13 protein-coding genes are annotated in these 13,501 nt (G+C 71.4%); 5 read left to right on the top strand and 8 right to left on the bottom strand.

The annotated features are described in order from the left end of the window. The first annotated feature begins 287 nt into the window (after positions 1-287). Positions 288-590: a hypothetical protein gene (locus BS75_RS01010; protein ID WP_034086823.1), complete on the top strand. Its 303-nt coding sequence runs from the start codon at positions 288-290 to the stop codon at positions 588-590. Positions 591-669: 79 nt separating this feature from the next. On the opposite strand, the gene BS75_RS01015 is transcribed toward BS75_RS01010, so the two are convergent. Together BS75_RS01015 and BS75_RS01020 are read right to left on the bottom strand one after the other, a co-directional pair. After that, a complete protein-coding gene (locus BS75_RS01015) occupies positions 670-1,200 on the bottom strand; it encodes a GNAT family N-acetyltransferase (RefSeq protein WP_331281390.1) in 531 nt (176 codons plus the stop codon). A gap of 200 nt (positions 1,201-1,400) precedes the next feature. Next, the gene (locus tag BS75_RS01020) at positions 1,401-1,586 is read right to left on the bottom strand and encodes a hypothetical protein (protein WP_152645956.1); all 186 of its coding nucleotides are present in this window, start codon (positions 1,584-1,586) and stop codon (positions 1,401-1,403) included. A 321-nt stretch (positions 1,587-1,907) separates the two neighbouring features. Between BS75_RS01020 and BS75_RS01025 the strand changes: the two genes are divergently transcribed. After that, a complete protein-coding gene (locus BS75_RS01025) occupies positions 1,908-2,231 on the top strand; it encodes a nuclear transport factor 2-like protein (protein WP_034086826.1) in 324 nt (107 codons plus the stop codon). 302 nt (positions 2,232-2,533) lie between these two features. Here the strand turns inward: BS75_RS01025 and BS75_RS01030 are convergent, their stop codons facing one another. Both BS75_RS01030 and BS75_RS01035 read right to left on the bottom strand, forming a co-directional pair. Further along, a complete protein-coding gene (locus BS75_RS01030; RefSeq protein WP_034086827.1) occupies positions 2,534-3,454 on the bottom strand; it encodes an NAD-dependent epimerase/dehydratase family protein in 921 nt (306 codons plus the stop codon). 50 nt (positions 3,455-3,504) lie between these two features. Beyond that, positions 3,505-4,767, bottom strand: coding sequence for an SGNH/GDSL hydrolase family protein (locus tag BS75_RS01035; protein WP_231607640.1), 1,263 nt, complete (start codon positions 4,765-4,767; stop codon positions 3,505-3,507). A gap of 130 nt (positions 4,768-4,897) precedes the next feature. Here BS75_RS01035 and BS75_RS01040 point away from each other — a divergent pair, with 130 nt between their 5' ends. Then, on the top strand, positions 4,898-5,878 hold the full coding sequence (locus BS75_RS01040; RefSeq protein WP_042438640.1) for an AraC family transcriptional regulator: 981 nt from the start codon (positions 4,898-4,900) through the stop codon (positions 5,876-5,878). A gap of 236 nt (positions 5,879-6,114) precedes the next feature. On the opposite strand, the gene BS75_RS01045 is transcribed toward BS75_RS01040, so the two are convergent. Next, the gene (locus tag BS75_RS01045; RefSeq protein WP_034086829.1) at positions 6,115-6,945 is read right to left on the bottom strand and encodes a MerR family transcriptional regulator; all 831 of its coding nucleotides are present in this window, start codon (positions 6,943-6,945) and stop codon (positions 6,115-6,117) included. A 264-nt stretch (positions 6,946-7,209) separates the two neighbouring features. Between BS75_RS01045 and BS75_RS01050 the strand changes: the two genes are divergently transcribed. Next, on the top strand, positions 7,210-7,956 hold the full coding sequence (locus tag BS75_RS01050) for a hypothetical protein (RefSeq protein ID WP_152645955.1): 747 nt from the start codon (positions 7,210-7,212) through the stop codon (positions 7,954-7,956). Between the two features lie 95 nt (positions 7,957-8,051). Here the strand turns inward: BS75_RS01050 and BS75_RS01055 are convergent, their stop codons facing one another. Further along, positions 8,052-8,801 (bottom strand): hypothetical protein, encoded by a 750-nt coding sequence (locus tag BS75_RS01055; RefSeq protein ID WP_034086831.1) that lies wholly within the window; start codon positions 8,799-8,801, stop codon positions 8,052-8,054. A 338-nt stretch (positions 8,802-9,139) separates the two neighbouring features. Continuing rightward, entirely contained in the window at positions 9,140-9,640 is a 501-nt protein-coding gene (locus BS75_RS01060) for a DinB family protein (RefSeq protein WP_231607641.1), read from the bottom strand. A 61-nt stretch (positions 9,641-9,701) separates the two neighbouring features. On the opposite strand from BS75_RS01060, the gene BS75_RS01065 reads away from it, so the two are divergent. After that, positions 9,702-10,673, top strand: coding sequence for a helix-turn-helix transcriptional regulator (locus tag BS75_RS01065; protein WP_034086833.1), 972 nt, complete (start codon positions 9,702-9,704; stop codon positions 10,671-10,673). Between the two features lie 139 nt (positions 10,674-10,812). On the opposite strand, the gene BS75_RS01070 is transcribed toward BS75_RS01065, so the two are convergent. Further along, positions 10,813-13,455: a glycoside hydrolase family 48 protein gene (locus BS75_RS01070; protein ID WP_034086834.1), complete on the bottom strand. Its 2,643-nt coding sequence runs from the start codon at positions 13,453-13,455 to the stop codon at positions 10,813-10,815. Between the last annotated feature and the right edge of the window lie 46 nt (positions 13,456-13,501).

Here is a 13,501-nt window from a genome sequence, read left to right on the forward strand (position 1 = left end):
TCTCGCCGAAGGCAGCGGGTGAGCCGTCCTCGAGCCGGCCGGCTGCCGCTCGGTCGGAGGCCGGGGCGGTACGCCGTAGGGGACCGGGTGCACCGTGGCACTCAGCCGGATCCTCCGGTTGCACCTCTGAGCCCCATACAGCAACTGCCCTGCTGTCAGGGACACTTCCATTGAAATGACTTTGTCGGCCGATGCGCTGGATACGTTCGCTTCGTTGAAGAACTGTCGTCGGTCGGCCTGACAGGTTCCGCCAGGCCGGGTCGACACACTACCGAAGGGAACTACGGATGTTTTCCAGCGCGGCCATCTTCGGCATGGGGCTCAAGGCCGGTTCGAAGGCGCTGCTCGGCTCCTCGCCGATCGACGAGAACGGCGACCAGTCCGCCGACTACGACAAGTACAGCTACCACTGGGAGCTCCCCAGCCAGGTGCAGGCGGACTCGATCACCAACGGGAACCTCAACTGGCAGACCGTTCAGGTGGATGTGCCCGACAGCACGGCGGGGCAGTCGCTCACCTTCAAGGTCACCATCACCTCCCCGGACGGGGCCAAGAGCCTGAGCGCCTCCCAGTCCTACACCGTCCAGTAGCGGACGGTCGGCAGTGAGCTCGACCGCGCCCGGCGGCACCGGGCGCGGTCGACGCGGCTGCCCCTGCCCGGGGGGAGGGTCAGCTGTCGCCCGGCAGGAGCGAGTACATGAACATGTCCCGGCGTTCGCCGCCCACCTGCTGCCAGCTCCTCATCAGCCCCTCACGGGTGAAGCCGGCGCGCTCGGCAGTCCTCCGGGACCCTTCGTTCCAGGGCTCCACACAGAGTTCGAGACGGGGGATTCCAAGATCCTCAATGGCCCAGCGGGCCACTGCGGTCAGAGCCGCCCCGGCGGCCCGCTGCCCCCGCGCCGACTCGACCACCCAGTAGCCCAGCGATGCCCGCCCCGCGCCGACGGTCCGCAGCCACAGTCCGACGTTGCCCACGGGCCTGCCGTCCTTCGCCACAATGACGAACGGACAACCGGTCCCGGTGGCAGCACGGTCCCATTGACGCTCGACGAAGGCGACTCCCGCCGCTTCGGAGTACGGCGCCGGCACCGTGGTGATCAGCGGGATGTACTCGTCCGCCGCGGCCTCGCGGACCAGCTCCAGGTCGGACAGGGTCCAGGGCCGAAGGGTGAACCCGTCATCCGCTGCGAGCTCAGGCACATCAAGTGGTTCCATGGCCGTATCCTGTCGTCCGCACGGATCGGCCGCATCCGAAAATCCGGAACGGCCCGGCCGGGGTACCCACGTTGATCTTCCACATCTCGTCCACGTCCGGGCCGGACAGCACTTCGGGGGAGCCACCACGGCCGCCCGGCGAGCGGCCGTGGAGTGGACCGGTCAGGCAGACCACTGGAGCGAGGTCAGCTGTCCTCCGGCTGGACCGCGCAGGCCGGGGCGAGGGCCGGCAGGAGCACGCTGACCACGCCACGGCAGGCGGCAGCCTCCTGCTCATTCCTCGGGCCGTCTGCGGCGGCCGACTGGGCGAGGGCCAGCGGTGCCGCCAGCAGCAGGGCACAACAGGTCAGGCCGAGGGCGGAGAACTTCACGGCGGACTTCTTCACGGACGACTGGGCAAGCAACATGTCAGCCCTTTCGATGGCGTGGATCGGCGGATGGTCGAGCCATCCCTATCGAAGCGGCCGACACAAAGCACGGAAGCTCCGCCATCCGTGAGCGTGTCCGAACGGTGCCTTGCCACCGGCGGGCAGGAGCCCTGCTCGCCGCCGGCACGGGAACTCGGCGTCACATCGGCCCGGCGTTCTGGCTCCCCCGCCCCTCCCCCCTTCGGATGACCACTACCAGTCACCAACAGTCACCTTGCGTAATAGCATGGTGGCAGTCGACCCGTTTCCACGAGGAGCTTCGCCATGACCATCGCCACCGCCAAACTCTCCGACCCCACGGTCCGGGCCCTGGTGACTGCGATCAACGACAACGACCGCGCCGCCTTCCTCGCCCTGCTCGCGGAGGGCGCGACCATGTCCGACGACGGATCGGACCGCGATCTCGAACAGTGGGTCGACCGCGAGATCTTCTCCTCGCGCGGACACATGGAGGTACAGACCGAGTCCGACGGTGGCCGCGCGCTGGTCGCGAACTTCCGCAACGAGACCTGGGGCGAGATGCGCACCGCCTGGAGGTTCACGGTCGAGGGGGGCAAGGTGAGCCGCTTCGAGACCGGGCAGGCCTGATCGCAACTGCAGCTGTCGGTCGGCGGATCAGGTCCGCGGGGGGGGTGAGCCGCCCGCCCGGGACGGGGCTCGGCGAGGCATCCGGGTCCTGGAGCGGACGGGTCAGGCAGCGGTGCCGCACCAGGTCCGTCCGCTCGGCCGAAGTCAGTCTCTTCGGCTCGCCGAGGAAGTCCAGGTCCGAATAGAAGAGTCGGCGGACGCGCATCGAGCGGATCACGCGGTGCAGCATAGGCAGCCCCGCCCCGCCCGTGCGGTCGACCGGGATTCCCGTGGGACGGTTTCGCGGGAACCGGCGGAAGGCGCTACCCGGTGAACGCCCCGGCCGTTTCGAGGAGGACCTCGTCGAGCGGGGTCGGCACCAGGCCGAAGGTCTGTGCGGTCAGCGAGGCGTCCAGGAGGCAGGGTCGCAGGTACTGGTACTGCATCTCCCACATCTGCGCGACGATCGGATCGGCGAGGCCGGCGTTGTGCAGGTCCAACGCGGACATGGCGGCCAGTCGGGGCACGGGCGCGCCGGCGAGCTCGGCGAACCGCGTCGCCAACTGGCGTACCGAGCCGTCGGAGACGGGCGGAACGTGCCAGGCCCGTCCCCAGGCCCGCTCGTCCCGGCTGAGGGCGACCAGGGTGCGGGCGACGTCGCCGGGGTAGCCCCAACTGTGCGCTGCGTCCAGGTCCGCCGGAACGGTCGCGGTCTCGCCGGCCAGCACCGGGGGCGCGACCAGCAGGTTGAACACCGACAGTTGGCCGGGGCCGATGAAGTCGCCTGGCCGCACCTCGGTGAAGCGGATCCGGCCCGCTCGGTGGGCGGCGATGGCGTCCGCCCACATCCGTGCCCTGACCCGTCCCTTGACGGTGGTCGGCGACAGGGGACGGTCCTCGGTCAGCGGAGTGTCGGCGGGGCCGTACCCATAGGTGTTGCTCAGGTTGACGTAGCCGGCGCCGGTGCGCTCGGCCGTGGTCAGCAGTGCGGCGGCCAACGCGGGTGTCTCCACCGGCAGCCGGTCGTACGCCGGCGTGGCGCAGTTGAACAGCGTGGTGGCACCGTCCGTCAGCTCGGTCAGCCGGTCGGCGTCGCGGACGTCCGCGGCGATCCGCTCGATCAGCGGATGCTCCGGTCCGCCGCCGCGTCGGCTGAGGATGCGGACGCGGTCACCGGACTCGGCGAGCAGGCGCGCGGTGGCGGTTCCGGAGGCACTGGTTCCGACAATGACATGGAGTGGCATCGTGATCCCTTGAGGTGGTGAACTGGGCTGCTGCGGGCTGCGGGTGGCGCTCAGCCGAGGTCGGCGAGGTCGACGGCGTCTGCCATGGCCCGGTATCCGGCGTCGTTGAGGTGGAGGTGGTCACCGGAGTCGAAGGCGGGGTTGAGCCGGTCCGGGGCGGCAGGGTCGGCCAGGGCGCGATCGAGGTCGACGACGGCGTCGTACCCGCCCGAGGTCCGGATCCAGCTGTTGATGACGGCGCGCTTGGCCTCGCTGCGCGCGGTGGAGAAGGCCGAGGGCCCGGCGGGCAGCACGGTGGCCCCGACGATCCGCAGTCCGGCGGCGCGGCCCTGCCGGATCAGATTGCGGTACCCGGCGATGACCTGCTCGGCGGAGACCTCGGTGTACGGCTCGAAGACCGGGAACGGCGACACCCCGGCCACCTCGCTGATGCCGATGTCGTTGATGCCGAGCAGGATGACCACCGTCCCCAGCCCCGGCTGGCCGAGGACGTCGCGCCGGAAGCGGGCTGTCGCCCGGTCGCCGAGCCAGGCCGAGTCGACCGTCACCCGGTTGCCGCCGATGCCCTGGTTCAGCACGGCGCGCGGTCGGCCCGTCGCGGCCAGCCGTTCGGCGAGCGCGTCCGGGAAGCGGCGGTCGGCGTCCGGGCTGCTTCCCGTTCCGTCGGTGAGCGAGTCGCCGAACAGGGCGATGCCGGACGGCCGTGCCGCTCCCCCGGACACGTCGATGCCGCTCAGGTAGTACCAGGACTGCGTGGTCTCGGTGAACGCCGAGCCCCCGGCGTCGGCCCGGTGGTCACCGGTGGCCCGGTAGCCGGTGGCCAGGGCCTGGGCGTGATACGTCGCCGGGCCGGTCGGTGCGGCCAGGTACAGCGTGACGGCCAGCCGTTCCAGCGCCGCCGTCCCGAAGGGCACCGGGTCGCTCGCGCACTCGGCGCCGGCCGGGACGGTGAAGGTCCGTTCCCCCGCGACGGTGAGGTGGCGCAGCCCGTCCGCCCGGACGGCGGCCCCGCCCGCGCTGCGGGCGACCGTGGCCCCGGCAACCGTGAGCGGACCGGTCCCGTGGAGGTTCGACAGCCGGACCCGGACGGCGTCGCCGCCGACGCTCAACCGGACCACCTGACGGACGCTCTGGAGGGCGAAACCCTGCTCGGACCAGTTGGGCGCGAAACCGGCTCCCGGGCGTTGCATCGAGGTGCTCCAGCCGGCCGCCCAGCCAGTGGTGCCGGGCGCGACGGAGGTTGACGTCGAGTCAGGCCGGGCGGCGGCCGTCGTGGTGGCCGAGCCGGACTGTCGGTGGGGCAGGGAAGGCACAGGCACTCCTCCGGAAGCGGTGGGTGGTGCATCGGTTGCTTCCACCGTAGGGATCCGGAGTTGGACGCTGAATGTCCTTCTGTCCGTACTTCTTGTCCGAGCGTCTCATCGGGCTTGGTACGGTGACGACATGGACGTACTCGGCGACGTACTCGCCGCCATGCGCGCGGGGCGGCCGTATGCAGGGCGCACCCGGTGCTGGGAGCCCTGGGGGGTGCGGTTCCCGGCCGGCGACTCGGCCTGCTGCCACATCGTGCTCCAGGGCGCGTGCTGCCTGATTCCCCCGGAGGGCGCGCCGATCGCCCTCGACGTCGGTGACGTGCTGTTCACCGCCCCGGGACACGGGCATGTGCTGGCGGACCGGCCCGGCAGCCCGCTGGTCGACTTCCGCCCCTCGCGCGACGACCGCTCCCTCATCACCGAGCTGAACATCCCCGGCCCCGGCCCCGCCACGGAGATGCTCTGCGTCTGCTACAGCTTCGACCGCATCCGCCCCCATCCGCTCCTGGCCGACCTGCCGCCGGTGATCCACCTGCCCGCCCGGGTCGGGAGCCACGCCGCGCTCCGTGCCACCGTCGACCTGATCGGCGACGAACTGCGGCGGCCGCGCGTCGGCACCGAGGCGATCCTCGCCCCACTGGTCGACATGCTGCTGATGTACGTCCTGCGGGTCTGGATCGACGAGCAGTCCGGCCACGCCACGACCGGCTGGGCCGCCGCCCTGACCGACACGGCCGTCGCCACCGCGCTGCACCACATCCACCAGCGCCCCGAACACCCCTGGACCGTCGAGGAACTGGCCACCCGCTCCGGCGTCTCCCGTGCCACCTTCGCCAAGCGGTTCACCACGGTCGTCGGCCAACCGCCCCTGGCGTACCTCACCTGGTGGCGGATGACGACGGCGGCCCAACTGCTGCGCGGGACCGACGCGCTGCTCCCGGTCGTCGCCGAACGCAGCGGCTACAGCTCGGAGTTCGCGTTCGCGAAGGCCTTCAAACGCGAGTACGGCATCCCTCCGGGCCGCTACCGACGACAGCCGCCCTCCTTCACCGGTACCGCCGGCTACGCATCCGCCGGGAAGCCCGCACCGACCTCCACCGGCCCTTCCTGACTCCCGGTCGCACGATCGGCTGTCGGCGACGTCGTGGAGGGCCCCGGATCCGACCGGGCCGAGGTCGCAGGGCAGATGGCGTACGGCGGCCGCCACGGCCTCAGGTCGGGCAGTACGACGACCATGCCCGCACCCCAGCCCGCCACCTGCAGGCTCAAAGTCGTGGTGCCAGGGACAGGGGGCCGGTGCCACCGCGTCAGGACATCGTCGTGGGCGCCGGTGCTTCGCGCCTCGGTTCAGCGCAGCGACACGGCGAATTCGGTGTCCGGCCCGGCTCCGGGGTTGGCCGAGTTGAAGATCAGCACGCTGCGCACGCCGTCCGACGGCTGGCGCTGCTGCTCCGAAGCCCACGCGAACAGGGACTCGATGGCGACCTCGGCCTCGGCCCCGCTGCCCCAGGCTCCGGGCGACCCCTGCCGGACGAACGCCTCCTGGTGCGCGGGCTCCTTGCGCAGCGTGAGGTCGGGGAACCTGGCCGCGATCTCGGCGGCCTGGTCGTCGGGGACGGGCCAGCACCACTCGACCGGGCCGTCGCTGTCCCCGCTCACCTCCCCGTGGAAGATCGTGAACGGTGCTCCGGCGATCCCCTCGACCCGGGGGACGCCGCCCCGGGCCAGTCGGTGGATGAACAGCTCTCGGCCCATCGGAATCACCTCGTCCTGGTGCACCCTGCGGATGAGGCCGAGCAGGCTGCGCTCGGGGATCTCGCGGACGGCGACTTCGTACATGGCGGACTTCTTTCCCTGAAGGCGGTCAACGAGGTAGCCGACCAGTTCCCGCTGGGCGGCGCGCTCCCTCTCGGTCGCGGCCCAGTAGGTTCGGATCTCTTCGGCGGCCGACGCCGCCTCCAGGGCCAGCATGTCCCTGATCCGGGCCAGCGGGACACCGATCCGGCGCAGCAGGGCCACCACGCGGGCCCGCTCCAGCTGCGTGTCCGCATACCAGCGGTAGCCGGTCTCCGCGTCGACCTCTGCCGGGACCAGCAGTCCGAGTTCGTCGTACAGACGCAGCGCCTTGGGCGACAGCCGCGACAGACGTGCGAACTCACCGATACTGACCAGGCCCATGACGACTCCCTCGTTCCGGGCGGTTGCCCGGCACGACCACTATGCGGCTTCCCCAAAGGTGAAGGTCAAACAGCACACCGGCCGACGAAGCGCGGCCGCAGGCGGGAGCAGCGCCATCCGCGCTCGGCACCTGACCGCCCCCCGGTCCTCGCATCGCCCGGCGGCCCCGGCCGGCTTTCGCGCCCGCGACGACCACGACATGGGGTTCACCGTTGAGGGTCCTGGAGTCGCCCGACCCGGTGCAACCCGTCCAGGGCCGCCTGCTTGGATGAGCGCATGACGGATTGGTCAGCGCTCACCGACGCATGCGGTTCCGCGGAACACGTGCCTGGCCTCCTGGACCGGTTCGAGGCCGATCCGAGCGGCATGTGGTCCGAGTTGATGGATCACCTGTGTCCGCAGCTGGATACCGCCTTCACCGCCAGTTTCGCCGCGCTTCCGCGCTTGGCCGAGATCGCGGCTGTGGGCAGCCAGGACGCCCTGAGCTGGGTGCTGCCGGCAGCGGGGGCAATCGCCGCGTGCTCCCCCGGGCTGTCCGAGCCCGACAGCCCGCTGACGGTCCACTCGGCTCCGCTGGCGGCTCTGCACGACCTCACTGATCACCGCCTGGGCCGGACAGCCGAGGCCGAGGAGTACGTGAACCTGCTGCAGGCCCTGCTCTCCTTCGAGGGCGTTGAGATCTGGGATCGTTGCCTGGGTGGCCTGCGGACTGGGGAGTACGAGGTCGACTGCCCGTACTGCGGCGTCGACGTGTTCGTCGTCGTCGGCCAGGACGAGTCCTTCTGCTGCACCGAGGACTACGCGTTGCGAGAAGTCGAGAAGTCGCCCCTCCGACCGGCGCCATCGCCGGAGTTGAAGGGGCTGCCTCGGCGGCTGTTCACCCGGGCGACGGCGGACGGGCAGGAGGGTCTGGCTCATGGCGTTCGCCACCTCTTCGGGCGGGCCGCCTGTCCGGACTGCGGGACCGACTTCTCGGTGGCCGAGCGAGTGGCGTCCAGTTGGATTCCCTGATCGACCCGGGACTGCGTACGGGCCTCGCGCGGCTGCTGCCGGTCCGTGCCCTCACCCGGGCCTCGCAGCCGAGGGCCCGGGCCAGGAGCACCAGGTCATCCCTGTTCGTCCGCGCTTCCGGGAGTCGCCGAGCCGCCGTCACCCGCCCCGGGACTCGGGAGGCTGCGCCCGGGAGCGTCGGCGGCTTCGGCCGGTTGCGCCGGACGGCCTGGGCCACCGGGTCGGCGGCGTCCCACAATCGCGGTCATGAGGCCGAACAGGAGCAGGAGCAGAGCGAGGATCGGGAAGACCAGGAGGTCGGCGCCGGAGAGGGGACCGCCATCGATCCCCGGAGTGATCTGGTTCCCCTCGTTCGCCGCGCGGGCGTCGGCCGCTGCGATCGCGGACGTGTTCCCGGATGCCCAGGAGGCGTCCGCCGATGCTACGGCCTCCTCCCCGGGCACCACAGCCTCCCGGACGGATGCGGCGAGCGCCGCGAGCGCCGACTGCGGATCCCTCGGAAAGCGTGCCTGCGCGGCCCGGGCATAGCCGTCGGACACAGCCGAGGGGATGAAGGCCGAGCTGGCTCCCAGCCGGTCCCCCACCAGGACGACACAGCTGTACGGCAGCATCCCCGGCCGATCATTGGAGTAGTCCAGGATGTCGGCCACGTCGTCCGGCGTCCCATCGGCCAGGACGGCAGCACTGTCCGGCAGCTCCGCCGCGCACATCGCACCGTCCGAGGAGCCGACGATCGTCTGCAGGGCCGACAGCTGCCGGGCGCTCACCAGCACCGACGGGGCTATGTACACCGGGTCGTCCCGCAGCGCCAGACCGGCGACGTCGACGGGGCCGAACAAGGTCACCGAGGCTGGAGACGCCGTCGCCGTCGGTGGAGACGGTGAGGACGAAGCCGCGCCCAGGACTGCGGCGATCGTCAGCGCGAACCCCGTCAGGAACAGGACCGGCCTGGCCCGGCCCCGTAACCTGTGCCCACCCGCCGTATCCGCCCCCATCACGGCCCCCTGCCCTGGACGCATCCTGTCCCCCAGCCTCCCACCCGTCCGCTCCCCGGGGAACCCCGAACGCGCCCGCAAGGCCGGCGACCGCCCGCATCCCGGAGCACCGCGTCCGCGATCTCTCCGCCGAGGCCGGAGCGGCCGGAGCGATCCTCCGGTCCCGTGCCCCGGCCTCGGGTGAGCGGTCAACCCATGGTCTTCTGACCGTCGATCGCCTCGCGGAGGATGTCGGCGTGGCCGGCGTGCTGAGCGGTCTCGGCCACGATGTGGATGAGGACCCGCCGTGCGGACCGGCTGGCGCCCGGCGGGAACCAGGGCGCCTCCGGCAGCGGCTGCGCCGCGCCGAGGTCGGGCAGGGTGCGCACCAGCTCGTCGGTGCGCTTCGCGATCAGCTCGTACTCGGCGACGACCCCGGCCAGCGTCTCGTCCTCGTGCAGCACGAAACCGTCGGCGTGCTCGGCGTAGCTGTTCTCGGTCATCGCGATCGCGGCCGGTCCGTCGACGATGAAGTCGATCCAGCCCTTCTCGGTCCGCGCGACATGCTTGATCAGCCCGCCCAGGGTGAGTTCGCTGACGGTGGTGCGCTTCCGGGCCTGGTCGTCGGTCAGTCCCTGCACCGTGTGCAACAGGAACCGTCGGTGTGCGGCGAGGCTTTCCAGCAGGTCATCACGCTCGTTGGTGGTCATGAAAAGAACTCTAGAAGCCATTGCGGTCACTTTCTGACCGCAATGGCGCGAAGCTGGGAACATGGCCAACACCAGTTCCCGAACCCTGCGTCTGCTCTCGTTGCTGCAGAACCACCGGCACTGGCCGGGCGGGGAGCTGGCCGAGCGGCTCGGGGTCTCGGCGCGCACGCTGCGGCGCGACATCGACCGGCTCCGCGAGCTCGGCTACCCGGTCACGGCCAGCCGCGGCGTGGACGGCGGCTACCGGCTCGCCGCCGGTGCGGCGCTGCCCCCGCTGGTCGTCGACGACGACGAGGCGGTCGCGATCGCGGTCGGGATGCAGGCCGCAGCGCTGGGCGCGGTGGCGGGCATCGAGGAGGCCGCGGTGCGCGCGCTGGCCAAGCTGGTGCAGGTGATGCCGCCCCCGCTGCGCCGCCGGGTGGACGCGCTGCGCGCCGCCACCGACCCGTCGAGCTGGAGCGCCCCGACCTCGGCCGCCGCCGACCCGGCGGCGCTCATCGCGCTGGCGCTGGCCTGCCGCGACACCGAGCGGGTCGAGTTCGACTACACCGACCGCAGCGGCGAGCCCTCGCAGCGGCAGGTGGAGCCGCACCGTCTGGTTCCGCTGGGCCGCCGCTGGTACCTGGTGGCCTACGACCTGGTCCGCCACGACTGGCGGACCTTCCGACTCGACCGGCTCGGCGCACCGCGGACCACCGGCCTCCGGTTCCGCCCACGCGAACTGCCCGCCCCCGACGCGGCGGCGTTCGTCCGTGCCCGGGTCGCAACCCAGCCCACAGGTCATGCGGTGGAGGTCCGGGTCCATGCCCCGGCCGCGCAGGTGCAGGCCCGGCTGGGGCAGTGGGCCACCGCCGAACCGATCGACGCCCGGCACTGCCTGCTGCGGATGACCGCCGACACCCTCGACTGGCCCGCCATGGCGCTGGGCAGGCTCGGCGCCGAGTTCGAGGTCGTCACCCCGCCCGAACTGGTGGCGTACCTGAGCGAGTGGAGCGCCCGCTTCGCACGCGCCACCCGGCAGACCGACCGCTGAACAGCCCCCGGCCAGGGCCGGCTCCGCCGGGTGTCGGACCCACCGGGCCCATCCGCTACGTCATGCGGCCGGCCACGCCCGGAGGGTGGGCACCTACAGCCGCGCACCGCTCAGCGGGCGGCGCGCGGCCGGGGGCTGTTCAGGTGGAGGTGACGGTCACCTTCGGGGCCGTGTTGGTGCCGCTGTACGTGGCGCCGAAGCCGAAGCTGGTGCTGGCCCCCGGGGCGATGGCGTTGTTGTAGGACAGGTCGTTGGCGGTGACCGAGGTGCCGGTCTGGGTGTAGCCGGCGTTCCACATGTTGGTGATGGTCTGGTTGCCCGGCCAGGTCCAGGTGACCTGCCAGGTCTTGGTGGCGGTGGTGCCGTTGTTGGTGATGGTGACGTTGCCGTTGAAGCCGGTGCCCCAGTCGCTGCTGACGCTGTAGACGACGGTGCAGCTCCCGCCGGGGGCCGCGGCCGCAGTGGTGACCGAAAGCGCGGTGGAGGCCGCCGAGGTGTCGCCCGCCGGGTCCTGCGCCGTGACCGTGTACGAGTAGGTGGTGGCGGCGGTCAGTCCGGTGTCGGTGTACGAGGTGCCGGTGGTCAGGCCGACCTTGGTCGATCCCCGGTACACGGTGTAACCGGCCACGCTGCTGGACGGGTCGGTGGACGCGGTCCAGGACAGGGTCACCGAGGTGCTCGTCACGTTCGAGGCGGCCAGGCCGGTCGGCACCGTCGGCGGGGTCGCCGTCGGGCCGGTGCCGCTGCCCTCGAACAGCTCGCCGTAGACCGCGTAGGCCATGGCGATGTCCGCCTGCGCCCAGAAGCGGTGGTAGTTGAAGACGGGCGCGGCCCCGCCGTTCAGGTAGGTCTGCACCTGCGACCAGTTCGGGTCGCTCCTGTACCAGGAGCGGATGGAGGTGAAGGTCGCCCCGGGCACGACCGCGTCGCCGTTCGGCATCTTGCCCGACCAGCCGGACGGCACGTACACCGTGGCGCCGAACGAGCTGTAGTCGGTGCGGGTCTCCGGCACCGAGATGCCGATGGTGTCCGCGAAGGTCGCCATCACGTCGAGCAGGCTCTTGGCCAGCGCTCCTGACGTGGTGTCACCCGACTTGGCCGAGTAGTACATCAGGGTCTTGGCGTACGCCGCCGCGACGCCGACGTCGTTGCCGTAGTCGACCACCGAGACGTGCAGCCCGGAGTTGGCCCCCGGGGAGCTCGGGTTCCAGGTGTCCGGCTGCCCGGACCAGCCGAGCGTGGACGGGATCTGGAAGTCCGTCGCGGTGACCGTGGTCTGCGAGACCGCCCAGGCGATCCACTTCTGCAGCAGCGCCTGGGCCTTGGCGTCGCCGGTCACGTAGTAGTACTCCGCGACCCGCTCCATCGACCAGGCCTGGAAGCCGAACCAGTTGTTGCTCGGCGGGTCGTGGTAGACCGGCTCCCAGTCGTAGGCCATGCCGTAGAAGGTCGAGGTGCCGGCGGGCGGGGTGGCGTACTGGCCCTCCCAGCTGTTGGTGCAGCCGCCGGCCATGGCGCCCTCGGCCGACTGGAGCCACTGGTAGAACTCCAGCTGCCGGGTCAGGCTGCCCGACCAGTCGCTCTGCGCGGTCGGGGACTGCGGGGTCAGCGTGGCCACGGTGGACAGGGCCCAGGCCGCCAGCGGGTTCTGGTACCCCTGGTGCGAGGCGCCGTCGCCGATCCGCCAGGCCCAGCCGGCGCCGGGCTCGCCCCCGCCCCAGGCGTAGTACCAGGACAGCAGGTAGTGCTCGGAGCTGCGAGCGGTGCCGGCCGCGCAGGTGCCGGCATTGGTGCAGTCGCCGATCTGCTTGAAGTACTTGTCGAAGAACGCGTACCGCAGGTAGTCGCCCATCTTGGCGGCCTTCGCCACCGAGGCGGCGATCTGGCCCTCGGCGCCCTGGGCCGAGGCCCACCGGTAGGCCCAGTAAGCGGCCTGCACCGCGCGGGAGTCGGCGTCCGGGGCGTCGGTGTACTTCCACTGCTTGGAGTAGGCACTGGTCTGTGCCACGAACAGGTCGAGGTACCCGTTCGGGCCGCCGTAGTTGAACAGGTCGGTGCAGGGCTGCGGGATGGTCAGCCACACCGACTCGGCGGATCCGCGCTGGTAACTGTTGATGTACGAGGGCCCGGCCGCGGTGGGGCCGTTCTCCGCGCCGGTGCCGGGGGCGTTGCCGTAGCCGTACTTGTTGTCGACGTCCAGCAGCCAGTGCATGCCGTAGACGTCCGCGGTGCCGTAGGTCGAGGTCAGCTCGTTGGCCAGCGGGTCCTGGCCGACCGGGACCGAGGTGTTGAGAGCACTCGGGTAGTCGCTGGGCGACGGCCACTCCGGGGCGTAGGTGGCCGGCGAGTCGGGGTTGTACGAGCTGTTGGTCGGCTGGTCGGCGTGCTGGGGGATGATGTAGTGCTCGGCGGTGGTCCAGGCGTTGTTGAACGGCGTCCAGTCACCGGTCACCCGGCCGTAGGTGGCCTCCAGCCACATCCAGAAGCTGAACGCCTCCGAGGTGGTCTGGTGCCCGTAGTCCGGCGCCTCGACGATCAGCGTCTCCACGCTGTGGTAGGGCACCCCGGCCGCACTGAAGTAGCCGTTGGCCGAGTTCTTGATCTTGTTGTACTGGGTCAGGAACTGCTGGGTGTACGGGTCCGTCGCGGTCGTAGCGCCGGTCGTACCCGGTGCGGCGGCGATCGCCGCCGCAGCTCGGCCGATGGCGGGCGCGGCGGCCACGGCCACCAGCGCGCCGCCGACAGCGGCCGCGAACCGCCTCCGGGACAGGGAATCAGTCATGACGGGACTTCTCCTTCGTGGACCTGGGGACTTCGGAAGGGGCCTG

The sequence above is a fragment of the Streptacidiphilus albus JL83 genome (assembly GCF_000744705.1).
Classification (GTDB): Bacteria; Actinomycetota; Actinomycetes; order Streptomycetales; family Streptomycetaceae; genus Streptacidiphilus; species Streptacidiphilus albus.

Bases quoted from the DNA above. Each gene is read 5' to 3' on its own strand.
- BS75_RS01065 (WP_034086833.1), top strand. From the start codon at position 9,702: ATGGCCAACACCAGTTCCCGAACCCTGCGTCTGCTCTCGTTGCTGCAG.
- BS75_RS01010 (WP_034086823.1), top strand. From the start codon at position 288: ATGTTTTCCAGCGCGGCCATCTTCGGCATGGGGCTCAAGGCCGGTTCG.
- BS75_RS01070 (WP_034086834.1), bottom strand. From the start codon at position 13,455: ATGACTGATTCCCTGTCCCGGAGGCGGTTCGCGGCCGCTGTCGGCGGC.
- BS75_RS01025 (WP_034086826.1), top strand. From the start codon at position 1,908: ATGACCATCGCCACCGCCAAACTCTCCGACCCCACGGTCCGGGCCCTG.
- BS75_RS01060 (WP_231607641.1), bottom strand. From the start codon at position 9,640: ATGACCACCAACGAGCGTGATGACCTGCTGGAAAGCCTCGCCGCACAC.
- BS75_RS01030 (WP_034086827.1), bottom strand. From the start codon at position 3,454: ATGCCACTCCATGTCATTGTCGGAACCAGTGCCTCCGGAACCGCCACC.
- BS75_RS01040 (WP_042438640.1), top strand. From the start codon at position 4,898: ATGGACGTACTCGGCGACGTACTCGCCGCCATGCGCGCGGGGCGGCCG.
- BS75_RS01045 (WP_034086829.1), bottom strand. From the start codon at position 6,945: ATGGGCCTGGTCAGTATCGGTGAGTTCGCACGTCTGTCGCGGCTGTCG.